We start from the raw sequence: 25,274 nt of genomic DNA, 5'->3' as shown, positions 1-25,274 counted from the left end.
TCTACCACCCGGCAGGACGCCCCACGGCGTCACCTGCCGGGTATTTTTATGCCCATTTTCGGGGCTGCTCAGGGCGTACCCGTGGGCTTGGAGGGTGCTCAGGTGACCGCATTGTAATGAGAACGTCATCAGAGAAGACGAAAACGCACCCTATGCCGTAGTATCGAAGGGTAGACATCGTTGTTCGGTGTTGGCTGTTCATTCAACCTCACCGGCAATGTACGAGAGCAACCCAAAAAGTCGCTCATAGGTGCACCACCGCTACGATGCGGCAGCCGCTATGGCGACCTTTCAAGGACACACCATGGAAAACCAGATTCCCGCCCCCTCCTTCCCGGAGCAGAACAACGCAAACTCCCAGCAGCCCGTGGGCGCCCCCGTGGGCGTAGCGCCCGGCGCTCCCCTCGGCGCCGCACCCGGTGGCCCCGCCCTGGGCGTGGCACCCGCTAACGTGCGCGACCGCGACGACAGCTACCAGCGCATCCCGGACATCTACCGCGTGCCGGCTGAATACCGCCGCCCCTACGGCGAGACCACCGGCGACTTCCGCGGCCCCGGCTACTTCTACTCCATCGGCGCGTTCGGTGCCTCCCTGGGTGCCCTGGCGCTGACCCTCTACGCGTGGGTTCAGGTCGCGGCACTCCACTCTGAAGCAACGCTCAACTCCCGCGGTTACAGCTCCTCTGCGTATAGCTCCGGTCTGAGCCCCAACATCATGGTGATTGCTCTGCTGCTCGTGGGTCTGATTCCGGTCGGTGTTTCGATTTGGCTTGCCATCTACTCGGCGAAGGTGAACGCCGGTCACGTCACCAAGTACACCTCGAAGATGACGACCTTCAACATTCTGGCGTACATCATCTCTGGTCTGAGCCTGCTGGGTCTGCTCGGCACCCTCACCATGCTGTCCTAAAACTGGCAACGCTTGCTCTCATAGCGATACATAGCGAGGCGGCGGCTTTCCACTTACCGGAAAGCCGCCGCCTCGCTATATTTCTACCACCATCGGGGGAGGGGCTAGGCGCGGAGAGAGTCTAGGAACGGGGCGCGAGCGCCTCCAGCACCTGCTGCTGGACCGCCGCCGTGTTACTTGCCACCAGGGACACCGGGTGCACGCCGGAGACCGAAACGCCCGCGTGCTCGGGCAGGTCGCCCTCCAGAGTGGAGGCGACGCCGCCAGCCTCACGAATCAGCGGCAGAAGCGCCGCCACCTCGTAGAACGATAGGGACGCATCCACCACGGTATCTACCGCGCCCTCAGCGAGCATACACGCCGCCCAGAACGAACCGTACGCGCGGGAACGACCCACTGAGCCCAGAAGCTGTACAAGCTCGCCAGAGCGGTCCACAGCGCCTTCAGAGGCTGCCTTCCAGGAGGCGAGGTCGGTGTACGCGGCAGACAGCTGATCCAGCTGAGTCAGCGAAGACACCTCAAGACGAGTAGCCTGCGCCAAGGACTTACCCGTGTACGCGCCCGAACCGCGAGCAGCCCACCATCGGCGACCCAGCGCGGGTGCAGACACCACGCCCACCACCGGCTCACCCTGATCCAGCAGAGCGATCAGAGTCGCCCACACCGGCACGCCGCGGCGAAAATTATCCAGCTCAGCAATCGGCGCAATCACCCACTGGCGCGACGCCTGACCGTTATAGCCGGCATGCTCACCGGCAATACCGTCACGAGTACGCACACGCGACAGCTGAGCGCGCAGAAGCTCCTCAACCTCCTGAGCCACACCCGAGGCGTAATCGACAGGTTCCTGCTCCTGTACCTGCGGTTCTGCAGGCTGCTGAGTAGCCTGCTGCCACGGCGCCAACGGTGCCGCAGCGGGTGCCGCCTCCGCGGGCTCTGCCACCTCAGAAGCGGGGGAGAAGACCGGGCGGTCACGAAAACGCATGGCGCTCACACGATCGACGCTATCGGCAAGAATATGCGCAAGACGCAAATCGTCGGTGTACTGCTGGGGACGGCTCATAGTAATGCTCTTCTTCAGTATCGGTGATGTAGTCAGCAAAAATGTGTGTGCGGGAGGGGCAGAGAACCCCGCAGAGAACCCTAGACGAGAGCGCCCAGTTCCTTCTCCGAATCGCCCTCTTCAGGAGTCAGCAACAGCAGCTTACGTAGCGACTCCAGTCGGGCGGGGCCGCTCTCACCGGCGTGACCGGCGGCAACGTACGCCTCCAGACCGCACTCGGGAGCCTGAGCCGCGTGAGTACACGCCTTCGGGCAATCCGCCGCACCGGGCGCCAGGTCCACGAACGCCTCCACGACGGTCTCCGGGGGCACATGCGCCAGACCGAACGAACGAATACCCGGAGTATCAATAATCCAGGTGCCCGGCTCCATCGGCTCCCCATTCGCATTCACCGGACGTAACGCCAACGCCGACGACGAAGTGTGGCGGCCACGGCCCGTCACCGCGTTCACGTGGCCGGTCGCACGCTCGGAGCCGGTCAGCGCATTCACCAGGGTCGACTTGCCCACACCCGAATGGCCCAGAAGCACCGACACCTGGCCCAGCAGCTCCTGCAGAAGCTCCTGAACCGGTGCCGACTCCAAACCGGCAGCGCCCTCCTGACTCGGCGCCAAACCATCCGAAGACGAAGACAGCACAATCTTCAAACCGCTCGCCGCATAGTAATCCAGCAGGTTCTGCGGGTACCGCACATCGGTCTTCGTAATGCACAGGATCGGCTCAATCCCGGCGTCAAACGCAGCCACCACGGCACGGTCAATGAAGCCGGTGCGCGGCTCCGGGTTCGCCGCAGCAACCACAATCACCAGCTGCTGAGCATTTGCCACGACCACGCGCTCCGACGGGTCGGTGTCATCGGCACTACGGCGCAGAATCGAGGTGCGCTCACCCAGACGCACAATGCGCGCCAGGGTATCCTTCGCACCGGAGGTGTCACCTACCAGGTCCACAAAGTCGCCGGTTACAATCGCGGTGCGGCGCAGCTCCTTAGCACGCGCCGCAATGAGGGTACGCTCCTTCTCGGTACCCTCATCAACGACGACCGACCAGCGGCCGCGGTCCACCGTAATGACCCTGCCACGAATCGCTTCTTTGAAGGTCGGGCGGTCCTTCGTGCGGGGGCGGGAGCCCTTCTTGTTCGGGCGCACGCGCACATCCGACTCGTCCCATTCGGAGAAATCGCGCACGTTCATGCGGGAAGAACCCATTTAGAAGACCTCCTGGTCGGCGGTAGCATCAGCGGTGGAGGCGCCGGTCTGCCACTGCGCCAGCATGTCCTCCCACATTGCGGTAAATTCGGGCATGGTCTTCGCGACGGTGGCAACGTTCTGCACCACCACGTTGCCGCGGCGCAGACCAATAATCGCCGCGAAGGTTGCCATGCGGTGATCGTCGTAGGTGCGCGCCAGAACCTGCTCAGCCTCAGCGTCAGCGGGGATGGGCGCCTCAATCACCAGCGAATCGGCGGTGTCGTGGGCGCTACCTCCCAGACGGTTAATCTCGGCGGCGAGCGCTGCGAGGCGGTCCGTCTCATGACCGCGCAGATGCGCAATACCGGTCAGCTCAACGCGGCCCTTCACGAAGGCGCAGGCGGCAGCCATGGTCGGCGCCAGCTCGCCACCGGCAGACAGGTCAAAGGAGAAATCGCCCTCGGGAAGCTCACGGGGGCCGGTCACGGTCAGACGGCCCTCAGCGTAGCTCACCTGGGCGCCAAGTGCGGGCAGAAGCTCACGCCACATATCGCCCACCTGGGTCGTACCCGCCGACGAATCAGCCGCGGGGGCAGGCCAGTAAGGAATAGTTACAGACTCGCCGGTAACCACGGCGGCGGCAAGGAACGGACCGGCGTTCGACAGGTCCGGCTCAATGGTCATCTCAAAGCCGGGGAAGGAACCGGGATGAACCGTCCAGCGGTACTCGCCGCCCTCTGCTTCGTTGCCTTGGTTCGGGTAGTGTTCCTGCACCCGGATACCCATCTGGCGCAGCGCCTCCACGGTCATCTGAATGTGCGGGATGGACGGCACCGAAGAGCCCTCATGCACCAGCACCATGCCCTGCGGCAGGCGAGGCGCCATCAGCAGCAGAGCCGAAACGAACTGAGAAGAAGTAGAGGCATCAATACGAACCACGGGCGCCTCAGAGACACCCTCAGCGCTCGCCAGACCGGGGGAACGCAACACGAACGGCAGAGCGTTCTCGCCCTGCTCACAATCCACCTGCACACCCAGCTGACGCAGACCCTCCAGAACCGGGCCCATCGGACGCTGACGGGCATGCGGGTCACCATCAAAGGCGAACTCACCCGGCAGCAGCGCCGCCAGGGCGGGGACAAAACGCATCACGGTACCGGCAAGACCGCACTCAATCGACACAGCACGCGGCTCAGCTTCCACGAAGCTTAGGGGAGTGACCTTCACATCCGGACCGAACGGCGAATCGGTCGGCACCAGCTCAACGCCCGCACCCAGCTGACGCAGAGCCTCAATCATCAGCGCCGAATCACGCGAATGCAGGGGCGCACGCAAATACGACGGCGAATCAGCCAGAGCGGCAAGCAGCAGGTAGCGGTTTGTGAGCGACTTAGAACCCGGAATATGCACCAGCGCGTTCTTGCCAGCGGCTTCGCTGGAGGCGGGTGCCAGGGGAGCGGGCCAATCACCGGGGGAAAGCTGCACTGCTACGTCGCTCATACATCCTCTTCTGGTTCAAATCATGGGGAGGGCGCAGACTCAGAGACGCTGCGCCGGTTGACGTCTACCCCTATTCTACCGGTTGAGGGTTTGCGAGCCGCCGAGGACTCTAGCCATGAGATAAGCGGCGTGAACCAGACAGCGCTAACCAACGCAACATGCAGAAAGGCGGCGCACCGTCATTGGTGCACCGCCTTCACTCATCGTCGGATGTCTGTACCCCAGCGTGGCAAGAGCTTGGGACAGCTTAGAGGTTAGCCTCGGCGCAGAACTTCTGCACATCCTGCAGCAGACGCGCCTTTAGCTGCTCGGGCGCCTGCTGAGCGCACGAAGAACGCATCTTCTCACGAATCATCAGTTCAAAGTCCTTCACATCCGCGCACTCGGGGCAGGCATTCAGATGCTCCTGAATCGTGCGCAGCTGCTCGGGGCTCAGCTCCCTATCGAGGAATTCGTAGAGGTGCTTGAGGGTCGCAGAGCAGGGCATGCCGCCGCAATCCTCCAGAGGTTCGGAAGCCGCAGGCGATTCGGGGATGGAAGAATTCTTGTCTGTGGTTGACATCGGGGTTCCTTTCACACGGAAGGTATAAAGCGTTAGGGGAGTGTAGCCTCAGGCTCTGGGGCTAACTCACGTGTAGAAGAGCGAAGCTAAGAAGCCGCAGGCGCCTCGGGAGGAGAGCCTGCCGGCGGGGACTTGACGTCCTTGGCTGCCTTAGTGCCCTTGGCTGCCTTTGCCGACTGCGCCTTAGCGCTCGCCTTCGCCTCAGCCTTCGCCTCTACCTTCGCGATGGTCGACGGGCGCAGACCGTTCTCACGCGCATAATCGAGCAGCTTCTCACGCAGAATACGGCGGCCACGATGCAGACGAGACATCACCGTGCCCAGAGGGATATCCAGAATCTCCGCAATATCCTTGTACGCGAAACCCTCCACATCGGAGTAGTACACCACCATGCGGAAATCCTCAGACAGCTCATTCAGAGCCTCACGAACCTCCGTGCTCGGCAGGGCGCTCAGCGCCTCCGCCTCGGCAGAACGCAGACCCACCGCATCATGCTCACCGGCCTGAGCCAGCTGCCAATCCTCCACCGTCTCACCCTGAGACTGTTGCGGCTCACGCTGACGCTTACGGTACAGATTGATGTACGTATTCGTCAGGATGCGGTACAGCCACGCCTTCAGGTTCGTACCCTCGGTGAACTGGTGGTACGAGGCGAACGCCTTCATATAGGTTTCCTGAACCAGGTCTTCAGCATCGGCAGAGTTGCGGCTCATCCGCAGGGCGGCAGCGTAGAGCTGATCCACATACTGCATAGCGTCCGCGGTGAAGCGTTCGCGCAGCTCGCGGGTATCCGCCGCGGTGTTGGTTTCAGCCATGTTCTCTCCTCTACAGGAACGCGCCAGGCGTTCACTGTCATAACGTAGAATTCTTCTCTTTATTCCGCAGATAACTCAGCGGATCTGCGGGTAAAGCAAAACCCCGGGTCCGAATAGTATCCGAAACGCCGGGGTTTTAAAGTGTATGCAAGATACCTTATGCGTTGGGGCGCTTACCGTGGTTTGCGCCGCCCTTACGACGGTCCTTGCGCTTACGACCGCGCTTGCTCATCAGAGCCTCCTTATAGTGTTCATGGATGCACGCCCCACCTTCGCGGTGCGCGCTCCCTATTACCTGCCCTAGCAGAGGCGGTCACCGAAACCGGTGCTCCACGCTATAAGGGCAACGCCGTCTATTTTTTCATAGAAACGGCATGATTGCATCTTGGAACCGGGATATGAGCGAAAAAACACGAACTTTCTTCGCGTCTTTTCGCTCTTCCGACCAAGTCCGACTAGGGGAGCGGGCTCTTAGCCGTGCTCAGGAATGTTCAGCCAGTTGTACCAGCCGCGGTGCAGGACCAGCCACGCCATCAGACCGTAACCGGACTGACCCGGACGGCCGTCATTAGCGGCAAGGTCGTTGCGCCACTGCTCGTGGTGCAGCAGCGGGTTGAAAGTATCCACGTACACGTGGTTACGGCGGGTCACCACATCCGCGTACGCTGCCGACAGGTCGGCGATACGACGGTTACGCTCAGCATCCAGGGTCGGCGGCGGACCAACAACCAGAACCTTAATGTTGTTCTGCGACGCCATGTCCACAATGTTCGCCAGGTTCAAACGCGAACGTGCGCTGGTCAGACCCAAGTCAATGTCAAAGGTCGACGGAGCAATAATGAGGCGGTTATCAGCACCGGGAACGAAGCGGCGGCGCGCCTCCTCGAACCAGCGTGCGTTCAGCTGCTCGCTACCTTCATTGGGTGCGGCAAGGTTATATGCCGCGATGGATGCGGTGGTCTGCGGGGTGCGCGCCATAACACGGCCAAACCAGCCGAGAGTACGGGGATCGCCAACACCGGCGAGCAGGTCATCGCCGACTGCCACAATTCGAATATTGCGTTGCTCCACGGAATTCTTTCTTCTGCAGTATGCGCCCGCCGTGAGAGGCGGCAAGGCACGTGAGTAATAGTCTTTATATCTAGGATAAGCGCTTACCGGCTTCTTTTCGAACTTAATACCCTCTCTGGTATGCATCCGAGACTAAAAAACCGTCTCCCCGCCAGAAACATCTGACGGGGAGACGGTTTTTGAACAGCTAAATCCTTAGCCGGTTAGCCGTAGAAGGCTTAGCCTTCGAAGACCTGCTTGAGCAGAGCCTCGTTCTCAGCTGCGTGCAGCTTACCGGTACCGGCAGCCGGGGAAGCAGCTGCGGGGCGGGAAGCAAGACGCATACGGCGGTCCAGCAGCGGCAGCAGGTTCACAGCCATGAACGGCCACTGACCCTGGTTAGCAGGCTCGTCCTGAGCCCACACAACGTCGGTAGCGTTCGAGTACAGAGCCAGCTGCTCCTTAATCTCGCTCTCGGGCAGCGGGTACAGCTGCTCCACCGAGACAATAGCGGTCTTGGTGTCGCCGCGGCGCTCGCGCTCAGCTTCCAGATCGTAGTAGAGACGACCGGACACGAAGACCACACGCTCAACCTGAGCCGGGTTAATACCCGAACGGTCACCAATCACCGGCTGGAACGAACCCTCGGTGAAGTCCTCGATGGAGGACGCAGCAGCCTTCAGACGCAGCAGCTGCTTGGGGCTGATGACCACGAGCGGCTTGTACGGACGGTGCTGAGAGTGGCGACGCAGCAGGTGGAAATGCGAAGCCGGGGTCGAGGGGCATGCAACAGTCATGTTGTTCTCAGCGCAGAGCTGCAGGTAACGCTCAACACGAGCCGAGGAGTGGTCAGGACCCTGACCCTCGTAGCCGTGAGGAAGCAGCATGACCAGCGAGGAGCGCTGACCCCACTTCTGCTCGGAGGAGGACACGAACTCGTCAATGATGGTCTGAGCGCCGTTCGCGAAGTCACCGAACTGAGCCTCCCACACCACGAGCGAGTCGGGGCGCTCCACCGAGTAGCCGTACTCGAAGCCGAGAACGCCGTACTCAGAGAGGAAGGAGTTGTAGATGCGGAACTTGCCCTGATCCTCAGAGAGGTGCTCCAGCGGCGACCACTCTTCATCAGTGATGTGGTCGTGCAGAACAGCGTGACGCTGAACGAAGGTACCGCGCTGAACATCCTGACCGCTCATACGAACGTCGGTGCCCTCCATCAGCAGCGAACCGAAGGCGAGCAGTTCGCCCATGCCCCAGTTCACGTTGCCGGTGCGGCCCATCTCAACGCGCTGTTCCATGAGCTTCTTCAGCTTCTTGTGGATGGTGAAGCCCTCAGGAGCCTTGCCGAACGCATCAGCAATGTGCTGGAAGGTCTCCAGCGAGATGGCGGTCTTGCCAGCGTGAACAACCTCGGTGTTCTGCTGAGCAGCCGGCAGTTCCAGACCGGAAACGTGCGGAGCAGTCGGAGCCGGTGCCGAAGACTGAGTCTCGACGAAGATGGCGTCCAGCTTCGAGTGGTAGGAATCCAGAACCTCGTCTGCCTCTTCCTGAGAGACATCGCCACGACCGACCAGGTCCTGTGCGTACAGGGTGCGGGTCGAAGGCAGAGCGTCGATGTCCTGGTACATCTTCGGCTGGGTCATCGACGGATCGTCAGCCTCGTTGTGACCGCGGCGGCGGTAGCAAATCAGGTCAATGACAACGTCGCGACCGAAGCGCTCACGGTACTCGAATGCCAGGCGTGCGGCGCGAACCACTGCGTCCGGGTCATCAGCGTTGACGTGGAAGACCGGAGCCTTAGTCATACGCGCAATGTCGGTAGCGTGGGTTGCGGTGCGGCCGTCGTTCGGCAGGGTGGTGAAGCCAATCTGGTTGTTCACCACAACGTGCACGGTGCCGCCGGTGGTGTACGCCTTCAGGTCAGCCATCTGCAGGGTCTCCATGACGATACCCTGGCCAGCGAACGCTGCGTCACCGTGAATCAGAATCGGCAGGACCGGGTGGCCCTCAACGCCCTGCTCGCGGTAGACGTCCTGCTTAGCGCGGACGATACCCTCGAGCACGGTGTTTGCAGCCTCAAGGTGCGAGGGGTTAGCAGCCACGTACACCTGGGTCTGCTTACCGGAATCGGAGGTGAAGACACCCTCGGTACCGAGGTGGTACTTCACGTCACCGGAGCCACCCTCGTAGGGTGCTGCGGTGCCGGAGAACTCACGGAAAATCTGAGCGTAGGACTTACCAGCAATGTTGGTCAGAACGTTCAGGCGACCGCGGTGTGCCATACCAATGGCAACGCCCTTCAGGTCGTTGTTAGCGGCCTTGTCCAGAACAGCGTCCAGCAGCGGAATCAGGGACTCGCCGCCCTCCAGGGAGAAGCGCTTCTGACCCAGGTACTTGGTCTGCAGGAAGTTCTCGAATGCCTCAGCCTCAACCAGCTTGGAGAGAACACGGAGCTGCTCCTCGCGGGTGGGCTTAGCAACGCCGCGCTCCAGGCGCTCCTGGAACCATGCACGAACCTCGGGGTCCTCAGAGTACATGTACTCAACGGACAGGGAGCCGGAGTAAGCCTCGTGCAGGCGCTCCAGGATGGTGCGCAGCGGCAGACGCTCGGCACCGCCGAAGCCACCGGTCGGGTAGACGCGGTCCAGATCCCACAGGGTCAGGCCGTAGTTCTCCAGCTTCAGGTCCGGGTGCGAACGCATCTTGTAACCAACGGGGTTGGTTGCTGCGGTCAGGTGGCCGTGCACGCGGTACGCGTGAATCAGCTGCTGAATACGTGCAACCTTCGAAATCTCGTGAGCGTCATCGACGTGGTTGTCGCGTGCCCAACGAACCGGCTCGAAAGGAACCTTCAGGTCGCGGAAGATAGCGTCGTAGAAGTCGTCGCCGCCGAGCAGGTAGTGCTCAACCAGCTTCAGGAACTCACCGGAACCTGCACCCTGAATGACACGGTGGTCGTAGGTGCTGGTCAGGGTGATGATCTTGGACAGGCCCTGCTGGGTGATGAGCTTCTCGGACAGGCCGCGGAACTCAGCCGGGTACTCCAGCGCACCCACACCGATAATCGCTGCCTGGCCCTTGGAGAGGCGGGGCACCGAGTGGACGGTACCAATACCACCGGGGTTGGTCAGCGAAACAGTGGTGCCGCGGAAGTCCTCAATGGTCAGCGCGCCGTTACGGCCACGCTTAACGATGTCGTTGTACGCATCCCAGAACTCGCGGAAGCTCAGCTGCTCAGCACCCTTGAGGTTCGGAACGACCAGGTTGCGGGAACCATCGGGGCGGGGCAGGTCAATAGCCAGACCAAAGTTCACGTGCGCGTTGTGGATTGCAACGGGCTTGCCCTTCTCGTCCACGCCGTAGGTCACGTTCATCGAGGGCATCGCTGCCACTGCGCGAATTACTGCGTAACCAATCAGGTGGGTGAAGGAGACCTTGCCGCCGCGGGTGCTTGCCAGGTAGTTGTTAATCGCTGCGCGGTTCTCAATGAGCAGCTTTGCGGGGACCGCACGAACGGTGGTTGCGGTGGGGACAGTCAGCGACTCTTCCATGGTCGTGACGACTGCCTTAGCAGGGCCGCGGAGGGGGACAATCTTGTCTTCAGCAGGTTCCACAGTTTCAGCCTTCTTGGTAGCAGCGGGAGGGGTGGGGTTAGCAGGCGCAGCCGCAGGCTTCGGTGCCGCGGGGGCGGGAGTTGCTACAGGTGCGGTAGGTGCAGCCGGTGCGGCGGGTGCCGCAACAGGAGCTGCACTAGCGGTACCGGCGCCTCCCAGCGCCTTGTCGATGGTCTCAAAAATGGGCCACCATGAAGGGTCCACGAGGTTCTTGTCCTTCTGGTAACGCTCGTACTGTTCTTCAACGAACCATTCGTTACCGGCAAATTCCTCAGGCACCAGATGTTCTGGCAGATTTGGCACGTTAAACGCCTCTTCCAATTAGTGTGAATTTATCCGTCGCGTCCGGGACTCTCCCCGGCATAGACGACCCGCGTCTTCGAGGGGCGAATCATCACGCTGAGCATGTGCGCATCGCCTTTGGTGGCTGTTGTGTGTGCGGGGTGTGCACCGTACCAACCTGCCTAGCGTGCCGTGAACGTCGGGGTTCATCCGCTTGCATGGCGGCACACTCATGCTCCTATGTATAAGTGTAAAGAGAATCACGGTGAACTTTCCAGCTCATCGCGCCATATCCGCAATGCAATTTTTCACTGTACGCAGTTCAAACGGTGTTGAGGGTGCACGCAGCCCACGCGTGTGCCTGTGAGAGGGCACCTAAGACGGGGGATAAGGGCGAAACCTTCGCTAAAATATGGGGTATGGATGACCCTTTGAGTAAGACCCTGAATACTAGTCAACGCATAATACTGCCCGAATACTCGGCGTTCCGTACCGGCATGTTCCGTGCCGCTACTCGTGAAAACAATCCGCTTTCGAGTGCCCAGCATCTGGACACCTCCCGCGCGGTAGTGCTTCACCAGAACCAAGGCACCGCACACCAGTCGATGGAGGCGGTGGCTGAGTGGATCTAATCCTCCTGCTCATCGGCCTACTCCTCATCCTGGGAACGGGCTTCTTCGTTGCCGTAGAGTTCTCCCTCGTGGCGCTCGAAACCGCCACCGTGCAGCAGGCAAAGGACTCCGGCGATAAAGCCGCCGACGCCGTCCTGCGCTGCCTCAAGACGCTCTCCACTCAGCTATCCAGCTGCCAGATTGGCATCACCATCACCACGCTGCTGACCGGTTACACCCTCGATGCCGCCATCAAGGCGCTCACCACCGGCGCCATCAACAGCCTGGGTCTGCCCACCAGCGTGACCGACGTGCTCACCCTGGTGCTAGCGATGCTCATCGCAACCCTGCTCTCCATGGTCGTCGGCGAACTGCTCCCCAAGGGCCTCGCCATTGCCGAACCCTACGACGTGGCGCGCCGAGTCGCCCCCGCACAGCTCGCCTTCACCCGCGTCATGTCCCCGCTCGTGCGCGTCATGAACGGCTCCGCCAACTGGATTCTCGGACGCTTCGGTATGGAAGCCAAAGAAGAACTCTCCGCGGCACGCACCCCCGAAGAGCTCTCCTCCATGGTGCGCCGCTCCGCAGAAGAAGGCACCCTCGACTCCGACGCGGCACGCTTCGTGGACCGCACCCTGCGCTTCTCCGAGCTGACCGCTTCCGAAGTGATGACCCCGCGCGGCCAGGTCGCCATGCTTGAAGACACCGCGCCCGTCACCGAGGTCATCGAACTGGCGCGCTCCACCGGCCACTCCCGATTCCCGCTCTACAAAGGCGACCACGACAACATCGTGGGCGTCGTGCACGTGAAGAAGGCCGTCGGCGTGCCCCCGGAGGTACGCGAAACCCTCGAAGCCGGAGCCCTCGCAGAAGACGTGCTGCAGGTCCCCGAAACCCTGCACCTGGACGCGCTGCTCACCCAGCTGCGCCAGGGCGCCCTGCAGCTCGCCGTGGTCCTCGACGAATACGGCGGAACCGCAGGCATCGCAACCCTCGAAGACCTCGTCGAAGAAATCGTCGGCGAAGTCTCCGACGAACACGACCGCGGCCGCACCGAACGCCCCCTGCGCTACGGCAACGGCGACTGGGTGTTCTCCGGCCTGCGCCGCCCCGACGAAATCAACGCCCTCATCCCCGGACTCGAGGTTGAGGAAAGCCCCGAATACGAAACCGTCGGCGGCTTCATGATGGAACGACTCGGCCGCATCCCCGAAGTCGGCGACAGCGTCCCCGTATCCGGCGGTACCCTGCGCGTCGACACCCTCGAAGGCCGCCGCGTCGACCGCATCCGATTCACCCCCGCACCTAGCGCACAGGAACAGACCGAGAAGGGAGGCAACGCATGAACGACTGGGTAGCCATCGCACTGCTCGTCATCCTGCTCGCCGGTAACGCCTTCTTCGTCGCCGGTGAATTCGCCATCATGTCCACCCGACGAGCGCAAATCGACCCGCTCGCCGAAGAAGGCAACAAGCGAGCGCAGACCGTCATCTACGCCCTAGAGAACGTCTCGCTCATGCTCGCCACCTGCCAGCTGGGCATCACCATCTGCTCGCTGCTGATTCTGAACGTCTCAGAGCCGGCGCTGCACCACCTGCTGGAAGTGCCCCTGCACCTGGTCGGCCTGCCCCACGCCATCGTGGACGTGCTCGCCTTCGGCATCACCCTAATCCTGGTCACCTACCTGCATGTGATCTTTGGCGAGATGGTTCCCAAGAACGCCGCCGTGACCCTCGCGGCCCGCGGTGTGGCTCTCTGGATTGTGCCGACCCTGGTGACCTTCTCCAAGATTTTCGCCCCCGTGGTCGCCCTGCTGAACAACCTGTCCAATAAGCTGCTGGCGCTCATGAAGGTCGAAGCGAAGGATGAGGTCGCCTCCACCTTCACCCTGGGCGAGCTGCAGACCATCGTGGCAACCTCAACCGCGGAAGGCACCGTGGAAGACGACGCCGGCGTGATTGAAAGCGCCCTCGAATTCACCGAGAAGGACGTCTACGAAATCATGGTGCCCGGCGATAAGCTCGTCACCCTGCCCTTCGGCAGCACCCCCGCCGAACTGGAACGCGCCGTGGCACGCAGCGGCTACTCCCGCTTCGTCATTACCGACAGCGACGGAACCTACATGGGCTACCTGCACGTGAAGGACGCCCTCGCCATCGCCCCCGAGCGGTTCGAGGAGCCCTTCCCCTGGTACAAGCTGCGCTCCCTGGATACGCTCACCCCGACCACCGATATTGACGATGCGCTCGCCTCCATGCAGCGCAGCCGAACCCATATCGCGCAGGTTATGGATGAGCACGGCGTAACCCTCGGCGTGGTCTTCCTCGAAGACGTGCTGGAGGAGCTCGTCGGCGAAATCAACGACACCACCCAGGACGCGGTGCGTGAGCGTGTACGCCGACAGCAGGCACGCGAAGCCCAGTAATAAGCTCAGTAGCCGCATCGTGAGATACCCCGAATAAAACAGGGAAATCTTGAACACACAGCCCGCCCGGTGCCCTCGTCAAGGAGGGCGCGGGGCGGGCTGTTTTGCGGTCAGAAACGGCTTATGGATGCACCCAAGGGGCACTCTCAGACGGCGGGATGAAGCGGCTGGATGAAGCGGCTGCGGGGGAGCGCAGTAGGCTGAGCTAACTTTCCCTGTTGCATAAGCTACTGACAGGGAAAAGGGTTGCCTAACAGCACCCAAATGACACCAATAAAGAGTTGTTTATACGGGTGTGCGCATGATGTAGTTAAGGAACCTACAGACTAGAACGAACCGAAAGAGAGCCCTCATGTCGCACCCGAAGATCACCCGCAAGCACTTCCTCACCGCAATGGGCTCACTCGCCGCGTCCTCCCTGCTGCTGGCAGGCTGCGCAACCGAGAACAGCACCTCATCCGGTTCGTCCTCCTCGGCTGGCTCCAACAACGGCAAGGTGAAGGTCGTCGCATCCACCGACGTCTACGCAGACATCGCCAAGCAGGTCGGCGGCGACTACATCGAGGTCACCGCGCTCATCACCTCCACCAGCACCGACCCCCACTCCTACGAAGCCACCAGCGCCGACCGCCTCAAGGCAAAGGACGCATCCCTGATCGTCATCAACGGCGCAGGCTACGACCTGTTCCTCGAAGACCTCGCCGGCAAGGACAACACCTCCCAGAAGATCGTGAACGCGGTCAAGGTCAGCGGCAAGCTCACCGACGCCGAATACACCCACCTGGTCGAGGACCACCGCGGCGGCGAACACCACGAAGACGGCGGCGACCACGCCCACGCACACGAGTTCAACGAGCACCTCTGGTACGACTTCGAAACCATGAAGAAGGTCGCCCAGCAGATTGCTGAAGAGCTCGCAGGCCTCGACTCCGCACACGCTGAGGCGTTCCGCACCAACGCATCCACCTTCTCCAAGGAACTGGACGCACTGGACACCACCGCCAAGGCAATCGCCGGTGAAGGTAAGAAGTACCTGTCCACCGAGCCCGTGCCGGACTACCTGATTTCCTCCACCGGCGCAGAGAACGCAACCCCCAGCGAATTCGCTGAGGCAGCCGAAGCCGGCAACGACGTCCCCGCCCTCGTCCTGAAGGAAACCAAGGACATGGTCACCGAGAAGAAGGTCCAGCTGCTCGCCTACAACGAGCAGACCTCCACCTCCCAGACCAACGAGGTGCTGCAGGCAGCTAAGGACGCCTCGGTGAACTACGTATCCTTCACCGAAACCCTGCCGGAAAACACCAACTACCTGGCATGGATGAAGACCAACGTCAGCAACCTCGAAAAGGCGCTCTCCTAAGTGACTGACAACAATAACGGTGCCACCCCCGCGATTTCCATTCGCGGGGGTAGCCTCGCTTTCGGGGCCCGCACCCTCTGGAAAGATCTAACCCTCGACATCGGCGCGGGCGAATACTTCGCCGTGCTCGGACCCAACGGCTCCGGCAAGTCCACCTTCCTCAAAGTCGTTCTCGGCCTGACCGGACTCAACGCCGGCGACATCTCTGTGCTCGGCAAGCCCGCACGCCTAGGCAACGCCGGCGTCGGCTACGTACCGCAGCAGAAGTCCATCCCCACCTCCACCCCGATGCGCGCCCGCGACCTGGTGGGACTTGGCGTGGACGGGCACCGCTGGGGCATCCGCCTGCACGGCCGCAAATACCGCGCCAAGGTGGACGAGCTCCTCGAAGCCGTCGGCGCAACCGAGTACGCGAACGTGCCGGTGGGCCTTCTCTCCGGCGGTGAGCAGCAGCGCCTGCGTATCGCTCAGGCGCTCGCGAACGACCCGAAGATTCTGCTGGCTGACGAGGCGCTACTCTCCCTGGACCTCAACCACCAGTACGCGGTGGCTGAGCTGATTCACCGGTTCAACCGTGAACGCGGCGTGGCGGTGGTGTTCGTGACCCACGAAATCAACCCCATCATTGAGCATGTGGATCGCGTTCTTTACCTGGCGAATGGCCGTTTCACGGTCGGTTCGGTGGAAGAGGTCATGACCAGCGAGACTCTCACCTCCCTGTACGGAACCCCGGTGAGCGTGCTCAAGTCTAATGGTCGTTACGTGGTGGTGGGCGAGACTCACGCCAGCGACCACTGCCATATTGAGGGCACCGACCAGAACATTCACGGCTCCCACCTGAAGTCTGGTCTTTCTGAACCGCAGCGCACCCTACACCTTCCGGGAGGAACCACTCGATGACCATTCTTGCTTCCCTCCCCGCTCTGGCACCGGTTGCCGCCGCACAGAATGATTTGCTCTCCCGTATCTTCGTCTTTGACCGCTATGGTGAGCTGCTGCAGATGCTGCAGAACTCCATTTTTGCTGGCGCTGTTCTGGGCCTTATCGGTGGTTTCGTCGGTATTTTCGTGATGATGCGCGACCACGCCTTTGCGGTGCACGGCGTCTCTGAAATGTCTTTCGCGGGTGCAGCCCTTGCCCTGTTGCTCGGCTATGACGTGGTGACCGGCTCCATGGTCGGTTCGATTGCCTCGGCTCTGCTGATTGCCTTTCTGGGCTCTAAGGCGAGCAATTCGAACTCGGTGATTGGTGCGCTCATGCCGTTCGGCTTGGGCTTGGGTATTCTCTTCCTCTCCCTGTACCAGGGCCGTAGCGCGAATAAGTTCGGTCTGCTGACCGGTCAGATCGTGTCCGTGGATGCCGACCAGCTGCACACCATGATTATTGGTGCGGTGGTTATTATTTCCCTGCTGGTGATGGTGTGGCGCCCGCTGAGCTTCGCCTCCCTGGACCCGGAGGTCGCTCGCGCTAAGGGTGTGCCGATGCGCTTCCTGTCCCTGGTGTTCATGGTGATTCTGGGTATTGCTGTGGCGCTGTCGGTGCAGGTGGTCGGTTCGCTGCTGGTGCTGGCGCTGCTGATTACTCCGGCGGCTGCGGCGATGCAGGTGACGGCATCTCCGGTGCGCACCCTAATCCTGTCGGTGCTGTTCGCGGAGGCGTCCATCGTGGGCGGTATTCTGCTGGCTCTTGCTGGTTCGCTGCCGATTAGCCCCTACGTGACCAGTATTTCCTTCCTGATTTATGTGGTGTGCCGTGTGATTGGTGGCGTGAAGCGTCGCCATAGCGCGTCGGGCCGTCAGCTGACTGAGAAGGCATAGGACCTATAGAAAGAGCCCCACCTCGGGAATGAGGTGGGGCTCTTTCGTTGTCGTGCATGTGGATGCCGCTGTGAAAAGGGGTTTCTCCCGGTGCGGCGTGGGCTTAGTCTGTGTGGCGTTGCCTTGTTCAGATGCCCTGTGTGTCGTGCTGTAGCGGCGTCAAAGATCTTGAAGGCGCCGTTTCCTTCGTTGAGAAGGTTTTCCCTCGATGGGGGATAGCTCCTCAGATGAGGGGCTTAGAGGTTGCGGCTTGGCCTGCAACGTTAGCGTGCAGTGCCGCCCTGCGCTTCTTCCTCGCGACGTGCTAAAGTGCAGTCCGGGCAGTAGCCGGTCACTTCTACCACGTGCTCCAGCTCCGAGAAGCCGTGCTGCTTGCCCATCGCCAGTGCCCAGTCCTCGAGGGCGGGTGCTTCCAGCTCAATGGCGGTGCCGCATCGGCGGCAGAGCAGGTGGTGGTGGTGATCTTTCACCTGGCAGTGGCGGTACAGGGTCTCACCTTCAATGCCCTTGACCGAGTCGAGCTCGCCGGCGTTAGCCAGCGACTGCAGTACACGGTAGGTAGTTGCGAGAGAGACCTGTTCCTTGCGGTTCGCGAGGGTCAGGTGCAGATCCTGTGCTGAGATGAAATCGCCGAGCTCTTCCATGGTCGCCTTGATGATGCGACGCTGGCGGGTATTTCGGGCTTCGGCGGGCTTCGTAATTCTCCGTACGGGAATATGAGTGTCCATTGCTGAACCTTTCGGAGCGGATTTCCGCCCCATTGTGTGGTCGATCTTGTCTTACGACTTTACACTAGAGGCGTTCAAAAGGTGGTTGATTTGCGCTTTATCTCAAAAGTTGAAGCCGCCTCGGGGCGGGTGTGGAGGTTCGCGGTAGACTAAAACTATGAAAATGACGAAGTACACCCACTCATGTATCCGCCTTGAAAATGAGGGGCGCACCCTCGTTCTTGACCCCGGTAACTTTGCCGCAGAAGGCGAACACGCCACCGCGCTGGAAGGCGCCGATTACCTGTTCGTGACTCACGCACATCCGGACCATTTTGATGGCCCGTCGGTGCTGCCGCTGATTGCTCAGCGCGCCGAGTCGCAGAACCCGTTGAAGATTTGGGCTCCCGAGGCTGTAGCCCAGGTCATCAAGGAGGCTGTGCCTGCTGCCGAGGTTACCGTTGTTTCCTCTGATTCTGAGTTCAGCATCCCCGGTTTTGAGGTGAAGACCTACGGCGGTCAGCACGCCCTGATTCACCCGCTGATTCAGACCATCGCTAACGTTGGTTACCTGATTAACGGTGCCGTGTACCACCCGGGTGACTCGCTGGTGGTTCCTCACCGCGTGCGTGCAAATACCGTCCTGGTGCCGATTCACGCCCCCTGGTCGAAGGTTCAGGAAGTCATCGATTTTGTGATTGCGACCGGCGCGCAGCGTGTGGTTCCGATTCACAACGGCATGATTAATCAGAATGGCACCGGCATTATTGAAGGCCTGGTGACGAACTTCGGTGCGAAGTACGGCACTGAGCTGAAGCACCTGAACCCCGGTGAGAGTATTGAGGTTGAGGCGTAAGCCTGACCGTTGAGCTTCAAACGCGCCGATGACGGCGCATGAAGGAGAGTATTGTGAGCACGATTTTTACCAAGATTATTGAGGGCGAGATTCCCGGCCGCTTCGTCTGGAAGGACGACCAGTGCGTGGCGTTCATGGACATCATGCCTCTGTCAGAAGGTCACCTGCTGCTCGTTCCCCGCGCTGAGATTGACCGTTGGCCCGACCTGCCGGCTGAACTGGCGGCGCACCTGTTCGCTGTGGCGCACAAGATTTCTGGTGCCCTGGATCAGGCGTTTGATAAAGACCGTGTGGCTCTGATGATTGCGGGCTTCGACGTTCCGCACACCCACATCCACCTGTTCCCGGCTGACGGCATGGCTGATTACGATCCCGCTAACGCGAAGAAGGATGCTACCGCCGAAGAGCTGGATGCGGCCGCTGAGAAGGTGCGTGCCGCCCTGCGCGAGCGCGGCCACGGTGAGTTCGTGCCGGAGGCGTAAGCGCCCTTTACAGCGCGTATAAACACGAAGGAGCCGCCCTCTACAGAACAGTAGAGGGCGGCTCCTTCGGTAATATAGCCCGTTGCTGTATCCCGGTGGGAAAGAAACTTAGTGCTTTTCAGCCTTGGAGATCTGCTCAGCCAGGTCCTCGGGAGAGAGGTTAGCGGAGGAGAACTCGGGGGTCAGCGGCAGGTGCAGCTGCAGACCGGTACCGGGGCAAATCTCGACCTTTGCCGAGCGCAGCTTGAAGTCGACCACGTGGCCGCCCTGAACGCGCTCATCATCGATAAAGTGGGCGTGGCAGCCGGGCACCGAGATGCCCTGCTCGTAGATCGGGGTGCGGAAGCCAACAATCGTGCCGGTCACGTTATCGAACTGGACAATGTCCTCATTCTCGGTGGCCGCAACCATCTTCGGGTAGGGCTTCTCCTGCTTGATGACGGTGCGGGTGCGGACCCATTCGAACTCGCCGTAAATCTTGATGGCGTACATGTAGTTCTTGGAGACGGTGAAGTCATCCAGAATCTGCGAGGCAGACTTACGCAGCAGGTTCAGCGGCAGTTCGCGCTTAATCATGGGCACGAAGTTGGTGACCACGGCGTAGGGGGTCTGCTGGCGCAGGTCGGGCAGGGATACGGAGCCGTCGTGACGCACCTGGTAGCAGACGCCGTCGAGGACGACCATTTCGCCGTCGAGGCCGTTGAAGGTACCCACACCGAAGTTGCCGTGGCTCAGGAGCTCACCGATGGTCATCTCACCATCGTAGATGCCGTCCAGCAGCTGGGACATGAGTCCGGTCTGAAAAACTTCGTTACGGAAAACAGTTTCACCGTTTAGGATGGTCGGCTGATATGCCATGAGATTTCTCCTCGTTACAGTGGATGCGGCGTCGGACGGGTCGGTCGGTCATCAGCGATACTCGCCCCAGCAGATGCTGAAAAGGGGAAGGGCGGTGGGGAGAACACGGCGTTGTGGTGTCGTTTCTCGCGGAATTCGTAGGTGCCGCCGGCCGGGCGCACGTACTTTCATTGTACGCCCGCCTGCGAACATACCTACCGGTCAGTGGGCCAACATCTTATGATGTGACCTCTAGCCCGCTGAAAGCAGTCAACTGCACAAGGGCATAAAAATAGACTGGCGTTCCCTCCGGTTGCACGACAAAAAGGGAAAGAACGCCAGCACCAACAGCTTAGACCTTAGAGCGGCTCTAAGCGCAACTACGGTGCTCTCCGCGCATCCAGAGCAAAAAATAGTGGACACGGACTGTCACCAAACACGCTACACCAAGACAACCGCCCGCAGAGATACGCCAGCAGACACAACAACGGCCTATACGCTCCCAAAAGAACGTATAGGCCGTTGTGCGCTATCCAGAACTTACCCCGGAACGGGGTGCAGCTCAGGAACGAAAATTAGACGCCGTAGTACAGCTGGTACTCAAGCGGGTGCGGAATCAGCGAGAGGGGCTCCAGCTCATTCTTACGCTTGTAGTCAATCCATGCCTGAATCAGGTCCTCGGTGAACACGCCGCCCTCGAGCAGGAAGTCGTGGTCAGCCTCCAGAGCAGCCAGAGCCTCCTCCAGGTTAGCCGGAGCCTTCTTGATATCCTTAGCCTCTTCGGCGGGCAGCTCGTACAGGTCCTTGTCGATGGGTGCCGGCGGCTCAATGCGGTTGCGGATACCGTCCAGACCAGCCATCAGCTGAGCAGCGAATGCGAAGTAGGGGTTAGCCGAGGGGTCCGGTGCACGGAACTCCAGACGCTTAGCCTTCGGGTTGGTGCCGGTAATCGGAATACGGATACCAGCGGAACGGTTACCCTGCGAGTACACCATGTTGATGGGAGCCTCGTAGCCGGGAACCAGACGCTTGTAAGAGTTCACGGTCGGGTTGGTGAACGCCAGAACAGCGGAGGAGTGCTCAATCAGACCGCCAATGTACCAGCGTGCGGTGTCGGAGAGGTTAGCGTAGCCGCGCTCGTCGTAGAAGAGGGGCTCACCGTTCTGCCACAGCGACTGGTGGCAGTGCATACCGGAGCCGTTGTCGCCGAAGACGGGCTTGGGCATGAAGGTCACGGACTTGCCCCATGCGTCTGCGGTGCCCTTGATGACGTACTTGAACTTCAGCAGGTCGTCAGCAGCCTTGGTAAGGGTGTCGAACTTGTAGTTGATCTCCGCCTGGCCGGCTGCGCCCACCTCGTGGTGGCTACGCTCAACCTCGAGGCCAACCTCGTCCATTGCTACGCACATTGCGTCACGCAGGTCAGCCTGCTTGTCGACGGGGGAGACGGGGAAGTAGCCGCCCTTGACGGGGGTCTTGTTACCCAGGTTGCCGCCCTCTTCCTTGCGGCCGGTGTTCCAGGGAGCCTCGTCAGAGTCAATCTTGAAGAATACGGAGTTCGGCTCGACCTGGTAGCGGACGTCCTCGAAGACGAAGAACTCAGCCTCGGATGCGAAGAACGCGGTGTCTGCAATGCCGGTGGACTGCAGGTATGCCTCGGCGCGCTCAGCAACGCCGCGGGGGTCACGGTGGTAGGGCTCACCGGTGCGGGGGTTCACGATGGAGCAGATGATGACCAGGGTCTTCTCAATGCGGAAGGGGTCAACGTATGCGGACTGAACATCGGGAATCAGCTGCATATCGGACTCAGCAATGCCCTGGAAGCCGCGAATGGAGGAGCCATCAAAAAGCTGGCCGTTGACGAAGAAATCGTCATCGATTGCCTTAGCGGGCAGGTTGAAGTGCTGCTGCACGCCGGGCATGTCGGTGAATCGGATATCAACGAAGACTACTTCTTCGTTCTTGATAAAGTCGAGAACTTCCTGGGGGCTGGTAAACATGAGGACTGCTCCTTGTTCGACTGACGGTGCAGGAGGGTATCTTCCCTCATCACGTTCAGTCTTTGGTTTAGTTTTTGGCCGCGGGCAAAACCCTGTGACATATCAAGCATAGTGGTTATTTTTTGCGCGTGCGTGACTATCGTGTTTCGGTAATGTTACAAATCCTGGAAAGGAGTTACATCTATGTTGCTTCACGAAACACAGCGCAGCCGCTAACGCCCCGTATCAAGGGCAATAGCAACGCCAGCAGCAGGGCAATAATCGGGCGTAATAAAAAGGCTCCGACCCTCCCCACACGGGAAGAGCCGGAGCCTTCAAAACCTTATATCAGCGCCTCGCTTAGCGGCCGCGCATCGCACGACGATCGGGGCGAGCACGCATCGGGTCAACGCCCTTCGGCAGGCCGTTCATCGGGTTACGCATAGTGTTCAGGGTGCTCAGACGACCCGAAACAACCTGCATCTCCTGCTGAGTCAGAGCCTTCGGAAGCTTGTTCATGGTCTTCACAACGTCCTTGAGCTCAACCTGACCCTCATCGTGACCGGTCTCAATCACGTGAACCGGAACGCCCGGAGCCACACGAGCCAGGTGCTTCTTCTCAGTGTTCACCAGCGAGTTCACGCGGCTGTGAGGGCCCTCGGTCACCAGCACAATACCGGGACGGCCCAGCGCACGGAACACCAGATCCTGGTGACGGTTCGCAGCAACGGGCTGCTCCTCAACGATCCAACCGCGGCGCACCGAGTTCATCGCCGCACCACTACGACCGGGCTGGTTCTCAATCTGAGCAAAAGCCGCAGTCTGCGCGCGGCGACCCAGCAGAAGCATCGCCACAATAGCGGCAACACCCAGACCCAGAATCAGGAAAGTAATCCAGTTATTCAGGGCAATACCGATGAGGAGGAAAACCAAAAGGGTGCCCAGAGCCGACAGACTCAGAATCCAACCGATATTCGGGTCGGACTTCTTGGTCATCTGGTAGACCTGCTTCATCTGGGCGAAAGTGCCCGGAGTGCGTTCCTTCTTCTTTTTCTTCTCTTCGCGCTTATCTGCCACGATTCTTCCTCGGCTGGTTCTTCCGCGGCCCCGAAGCGCCTCAAACGCTCACGGAACCATAGTGACGTAACGATGCAGTGTATGCCTGCAATTTTTCTAGTTTACCCTACCCGCACAAGGGGCGGGGCATAAGGGGAGGCTCCCCGAACACCGGATGAATACCGGGTTCGAAGAGCCTCAACGCTCTCAGACAGATTCTGAAAAGGCTTAGTAGCCTGCAGCCACCAGGGAGGAGGCTTCCTGCAGAGCAGCGCCCTCACCCTCAATGTGAGCCAGGTTCTCGGGGATCGGGTAACCGTTCTTGCGCATTGCACGAGCCCACAGGCGACCTGCACGGTACGAAGAACGAACCATCGGGCCCGCCATAACGCCAGCGAAACCAATCTCCTCAGCCATGTTCGCAAAGTCCACGAACTGCTGCGGCTTCACCCAACGCTCAATCGGGTGGAAGAGCGGACCGGGGCGCAGGTACTGGGTGAGGGTAATGATGTCACAGCCAGCATCGTGCAGATCGCACAGCGCCTCGTAAATCTCGTCATCGGTCTCGCCCATACCCAGAATTAGGTTGGACTTGGTGACCATGCCGCCTTCCTTAGCCTGGGTAATAACGTCCAGGGAACGCTCGTAACGGAACGCCGGGCGAATCTGACGGAAGATACGGGGAACGGTCTCCAGGTTGTGCGCGAACACCTCAGGCTTAGCGTCAATGACCTTCTGAACATGCTCGGGAACACCCTTGAAGTCGGGGACGAGCATCTCAACGCCGGTGTTCGGGCACATCTTGTGAATCTGACGGGTAGTCTCTGCGTACAGCCACGCACCGCCGTCTTCCAAGTCGTCACGAGCAACACCGGTCACGGTGGCGTAACGCAGACCCATGACCTTCACGTTCTTCGCAACCTTGAACGGCTCAGCGTAATCCACAGCAACGGGCTTACCGGTCGCAATATTGCAGAAGTCGCAGCGACGGGTGCACTCGGAGCCACCAATCAGGTAGGTTGCCTCACGGTCTTCCCAGCACTCATAAATATTGGGGCAGCCAGCCTCTTCACACACGGTGTGCAGACCCTGACCACGAGCCAGCTCGCGCATCTCGTTGTATTCGGGGCCAACAATAGCCTTGGTCTTAATCCAGTGAGGCTTCTTCTCAATGGGAACCTCAGCGTTGCGGGCCTCCACACGCAGTAGCTTGCGTCCTTCAGGTGCGGTGCTCAAAAGTCTTCTCCTTGGTCTCGGTGTGCCCTCTGTGCAGGTGGGCCACCTTCTATTTTACGCCCGCTCAGGCGTAGGTGAAACTGATTTTCGTATATGACGAACGAACCCGGATGCGCGGTGCGCGGCTCGTTCAGCGTCTAGCTCTGCGCTCTAGCCCTGCGGCTGGTCCTGTACTTAGTCCTGCGCCTTATCCTGTGCGGTGACGGGCTCGAAGGACTCCGCCAGGCGGTCCTGGTACTTCACCAGCTCCGCCTCCAACGGCTCCAAAATATCGGCGGGGGTCACGGTGCGACCCAGCTGCTCCGAAATGGAGGTGACACCCGCATCGCTAATACCGCAGGGAATGAACTGTGCGAAAGGCGCCAGGTCGTTGCAACAGTTAATCGCGAAGCCGTGCATGGTGGTGTTACGCGAAACACGCATGCCCAGTGCGGCGATCTTCTTGTCCTGGGTGACACCGTCGCCCAGAATCCACACGCCGCTACGGCCCTCAACACGCTCACCCTTAATGCCCAGACCAGCCAGGACATTAATGATGATCTCCTCAACGATGCGCACATACGCCACCACGTCAATGGGCTCGGGCAGACGCAGAATCGGGTAAGCAGTCAGCTGGCCGGGGCCGTGCCAGGTCAGCTTGCCGCCGCGGTCAATCTTGACGACGGGGGTGGACTTGTCTGCGGGATACTCGTGGTCTTCGGTGCGTTTACCCGCGGTAATCACTGCCTCATGCTCAAGCAGAAGAATCGTATTCTGGCGGGTGCGGTTAGCCACCTCATCGTGGATGCGGTACTGCTCGTCCAAGCACTCAACATAGTTCACATAGTTCGGGGCGAAGCCCACGCGTTCAATCGTCACAGACATACTTTCTACCTTAGTACTGCTAGTGGAGGGAAGAAAATTAGGGCGCCCTGAATCACGT

General features: G+C 60.5%; 22 protein-coding genes. 9 read left to right on the top strand and 13 right to left on the bottom strand.

Annotated elements, in window-relative coordinates; all coding sequences use genetic code 11:
- Positions 1-304: 304 nt before the first annotated feature.
- Positions 305-910, top strand: a complete 606-nt coding sequence (locus QZ540_RS04290; protein WP_294628015.1) for a hypothetical protein — start codon at positions 305-307, stop codon at positions 908-910.
- A gap of 121 nt (positions 911-1,031) precedes the next feature.
- Here the strand turns inward: QZ540_RS04290 and QZ540_RS04285 are convergent, their stop codons facing one another.
- From QZ540_RS04285 to QZ540_RS04255, 7 genes are all read right to left on the bottom strand, one after another.
- Complete coding sequence (locus tag QZ540_RS04285) at positions 1,032-1,973, bottom strand: inositol monophosphatase family protein (RefSeq protein WP_294628014.1); 942 nt, start codon at positions 1,971-1,973, stop codon at positions 1,032-1,034.
- An 80-nt stretch (positions 1,974-2,053) separates the two neighbouring features.
- On the bottom strand, positions 2,054-3,181 hold the full coding sequence (rsgA, locus tag QZ540_RS04280) for a ribosome small subunit-dependent GTPase A (protein ID WP_070688499.1): 1,128 nt from the start codon (positions 3,179-3,181) through the stop codon (positions 2,054-2,056).
- On the bottom strand, positions 3,182-4,663 hold the full coding sequence (gene aroA / locus QZ540_RS04275) for a 3-phosphoshikimate 1-carboxyvinyltransferase (protein WP_294628013.1): 1,482 nt from the start codon (positions 4,661-4,663) through the stop codon (positions 3,182-3,184).
- A gap of 247 nt (positions 4,664-4,910) precedes the next feature.
- Positions 4,911-5,225, bottom strand: a complete 315-nt coding sequence (gene rsrA / locus QZ540_RS04270; RefSeq protein WP_294628012.1) for a mycothiol system anti-sigma-R factor — start codon at positions 5,223-5,225, stop codon at positions 4,911-4,913.
- An 86-nt stretch (positions 5,226-5,311) separates the two neighbouring features.
- Complete coding sequence (locus QZ540_RS04265) at positions 5,312-6,040, bottom strand: sigma-70 family RNA polymerase sigma factor (RefSeq protein WP_294628010.1); 729 nt, start codon at positions 6,038-6,040, stop codon at positions 5,312-5,314.
- 471 nt (positions 6,041-6,511) lie between these two features.
- Positions 6,512-7,111, bottom strand: a complete 600-nt coding sequence (locus QZ540_RS04260; RefSeq protein ID WP_005505446.1) for a GDSL-type esterase/lipase family protein — start codon at positions 7,109-7,111, stop codon at positions 6,512-6,514.
- A 218-nt stretch (positions 7,112-7,329) separates the two neighbouring features.
- A complete protein-coding gene (locus tag QZ540_RS04255) occupies positions 7,330-11,007 on the bottom strand; it encodes a multifunctional oxoglutarate decarboxylase/oxoglutarate dehydrogenase thiamine pyrophosphate-binding subunit/dihydrolipoyllysine-residue succinyltransferase subunit (protein ID WP_294628008.1) in 3,678 nt (1,225 codons plus the stop codon).
- Positions 11,008-11,417: 410 nt separating this feature from the next.
- Between QZ540_RS04255 and QZ540_RS04250 the strand changes: the two genes are divergently transcribed.
- The 6 genes from QZ540_RS04250 (at position 11,418) to QZ540_RS04225 (ending at position 17,199) form a co-directional block, all read left to right on the top strand.
- The gene (locus QZ540_RS04250) at positions 11,418-11,618 is read left to right on the top strand and encodes a hypothetical protein (protein ID WP_294628006.1); all 201 of its coding nucleotides are present in this window, start codon (positions 11,418-11,420) and stop codon (positions 11,616-11,618) included.
- Positions 11,609-12,943, top strand: coding sequence for a hemolysin family protein (locus tag QZ540_RS04245; protein ID WP_294628004.1), 1,335 nt, complete (start codon positions 11,609-11,611; stop codon positions 12,941-12,943). Before QZ540_RS04250 ends, QZ540_RS04245 begins: the two co-directional genes overlap by 10 nt.
- The gene (locus tag QZ540_RS04240; RefSeq protein WP_294628002.1) at positions 12,940-14,022 is read left to right on the top strand and encodes a hemolysin family protein; all 1,083 of its coding nucleotides are present in this window, start codon (positions 12,940-12,942) and stop codon (positions 14,020-14,022) included. Before QZ540_RS04245 ends, QZ540_RS04240 begins: the two co-directional genes overlap by 4 nt.
- 352 nt (positions 14,023-14,374) lie before the next feature.
- A complete protein-coding gene (locus QZ540_RS04235) occupies positions 14,375-15,382 on the top strand; it encodes a metal ABC transporter solute-binding protein, Zn/Mn family (protein WP_294628000.1) in 1,008 nt (335 codons plus the stop codon).
- Positions 15,383-16,282: a metal ABC transporter ATP-binding protein gene (locus QZ540_RS04230; RefSeq protein ID WP_049354313.1), complete on the top strand. Its 900-nt coding sequence runs from the start codon at positions 15,383-15,385 to the stop codon at positions 16,280-16,282. It abuts the gene before it with no gap.
- Positions 16,279-17,199 (top strand): metal ABC transporter permease, encoded by a 921-nt coding sequence (locus QZ540_RS04225; protein ID WP_049352576.1) that lies wholly within the window; start codon positions 16,279-16,281, stop codon positions 17,197-17,199. The genes QZ540_RS04230 and QZ540_RS04225 overlap by 4 nt, the downstream gene beginning before the upstream one ends.
- 263 nt (positions 17,200-17,462) lie before the next feature.
- Here the strand turns inward: QZ540_RS04225 and QZ540_RS04220 are convergent, their stop codons facing one another.
- Complete coding sequence (locus tag QZ540_RS04220; RefSeq protein ID WP_294626528.1) at positions 17,463-17,927, bottom strand: Fur family transcriptional regulator; 465 nt, start codon at positions 17,925-17,927, stop codon at positions 17,463-17,465.
- A 157-nt stretch (positions 17,928-18,084) separates the two neighbouring features.
- Here QZ540_RS04220 and QZ540_RS04215 point away from each other — a divergent pair, with 157 nt between their 5' ends.
- Positions 18,085-18,762: an MBL fold metallo-hydrolase gene (locus QZ540_RS04215; protein ID WP_049349528.1), complete on the top strand. Its 678-nt coding sequence runs from the start codon at positions 18,085-18,087 to the stop codon at positions 18,760-18,762.
- 53 nt (positions 18,763-18,815) lie between these two features.
- Complete coding sequence (locus QZ540_RS04210; RefSeq protein WP_294627997.1) at positions 18,816-19,244, top strand: HIT family protein; 429 nt, start codon at positions 18,816-18,818, stop codon at positions 19,242-19,244.
- A gap of 108 nt (positions 19,245-19,352) precedes the next feature.
- Here the strand turns inward: QZ540_RS04210 and budA are convergent, their stop codons facing one another.
- The 5 genes from budA to lipB all read right to left on the bottom strand — a co-directional run.
- On the bottom strand, positions 19,353-20,102 hold the full coding sequence (budA, locus tag QZ540_RS04205; RefSeq protein WP_049361918.1) for an acetolactate decarboxylase: 750 nt from the start codon (positions 20,100-20,102) through the stop codon (positions 19,353-19,355).
- Between the two features lie 554 nt (positions 20,103-20,656).
- Positions 20,657-22,081 (bottom strand): type I glutamate--ammonia ligase, encoded by a 1,425-nt coding sequence (glnA, locus tag QZ540_RS04200; RefSeq protein ID WP_070677974.1) that lies wholly within the window; start codon positions 22,079-22,081, stop codon positions 20,657-20,659.
- A 339-nt stretch (positions 22,082-22,420) separates the two neighbouring features.
- Positions 22,421-23,137, bottom strand: coding sequence for a DUF4191 domain-containing protein (locus QZ540_RS04195; protein WP_294627996.1), 717 nt, complete (start codon positions 23,135-23,137; stop codon positions 22,421-22,423).
- A 207-nt stretch (positions 23,138-23,344) separates the two neighbouring features.
- Entirely contained in the window at positions 23,345-24,352 is a 1,008-nt protein-coding gene (lipA, locus tag QZ540_RS04190) for a lipoyl synthase (RefSeq protein ID WP_005505472.1), read from the bottom strand.
- Positions 24,353-24,526: 174 nt separating this feature from the next.
- Positions 24,527-25,274, bottom strand: a 748-nt coding sequence (lipB, locus tag QZ540_RS04185) for a lipoyl(octanoyl) transferase LipB (RefSeq protein WP_294627994.1), incomplete at its 5' end; no start/stop codon positions are given.

Source organism: uncultured Rothia sp. (assembly GCF_916049665.1).
Taxonomy (GTDB): Bacteria; Actinomycetota; Actinomycetes; order Actinomycetales; family Micrococcaceae; genus Rothia.
This window is presented reverse-complemented; position numbering and strand designations above follow the sequence as displayed.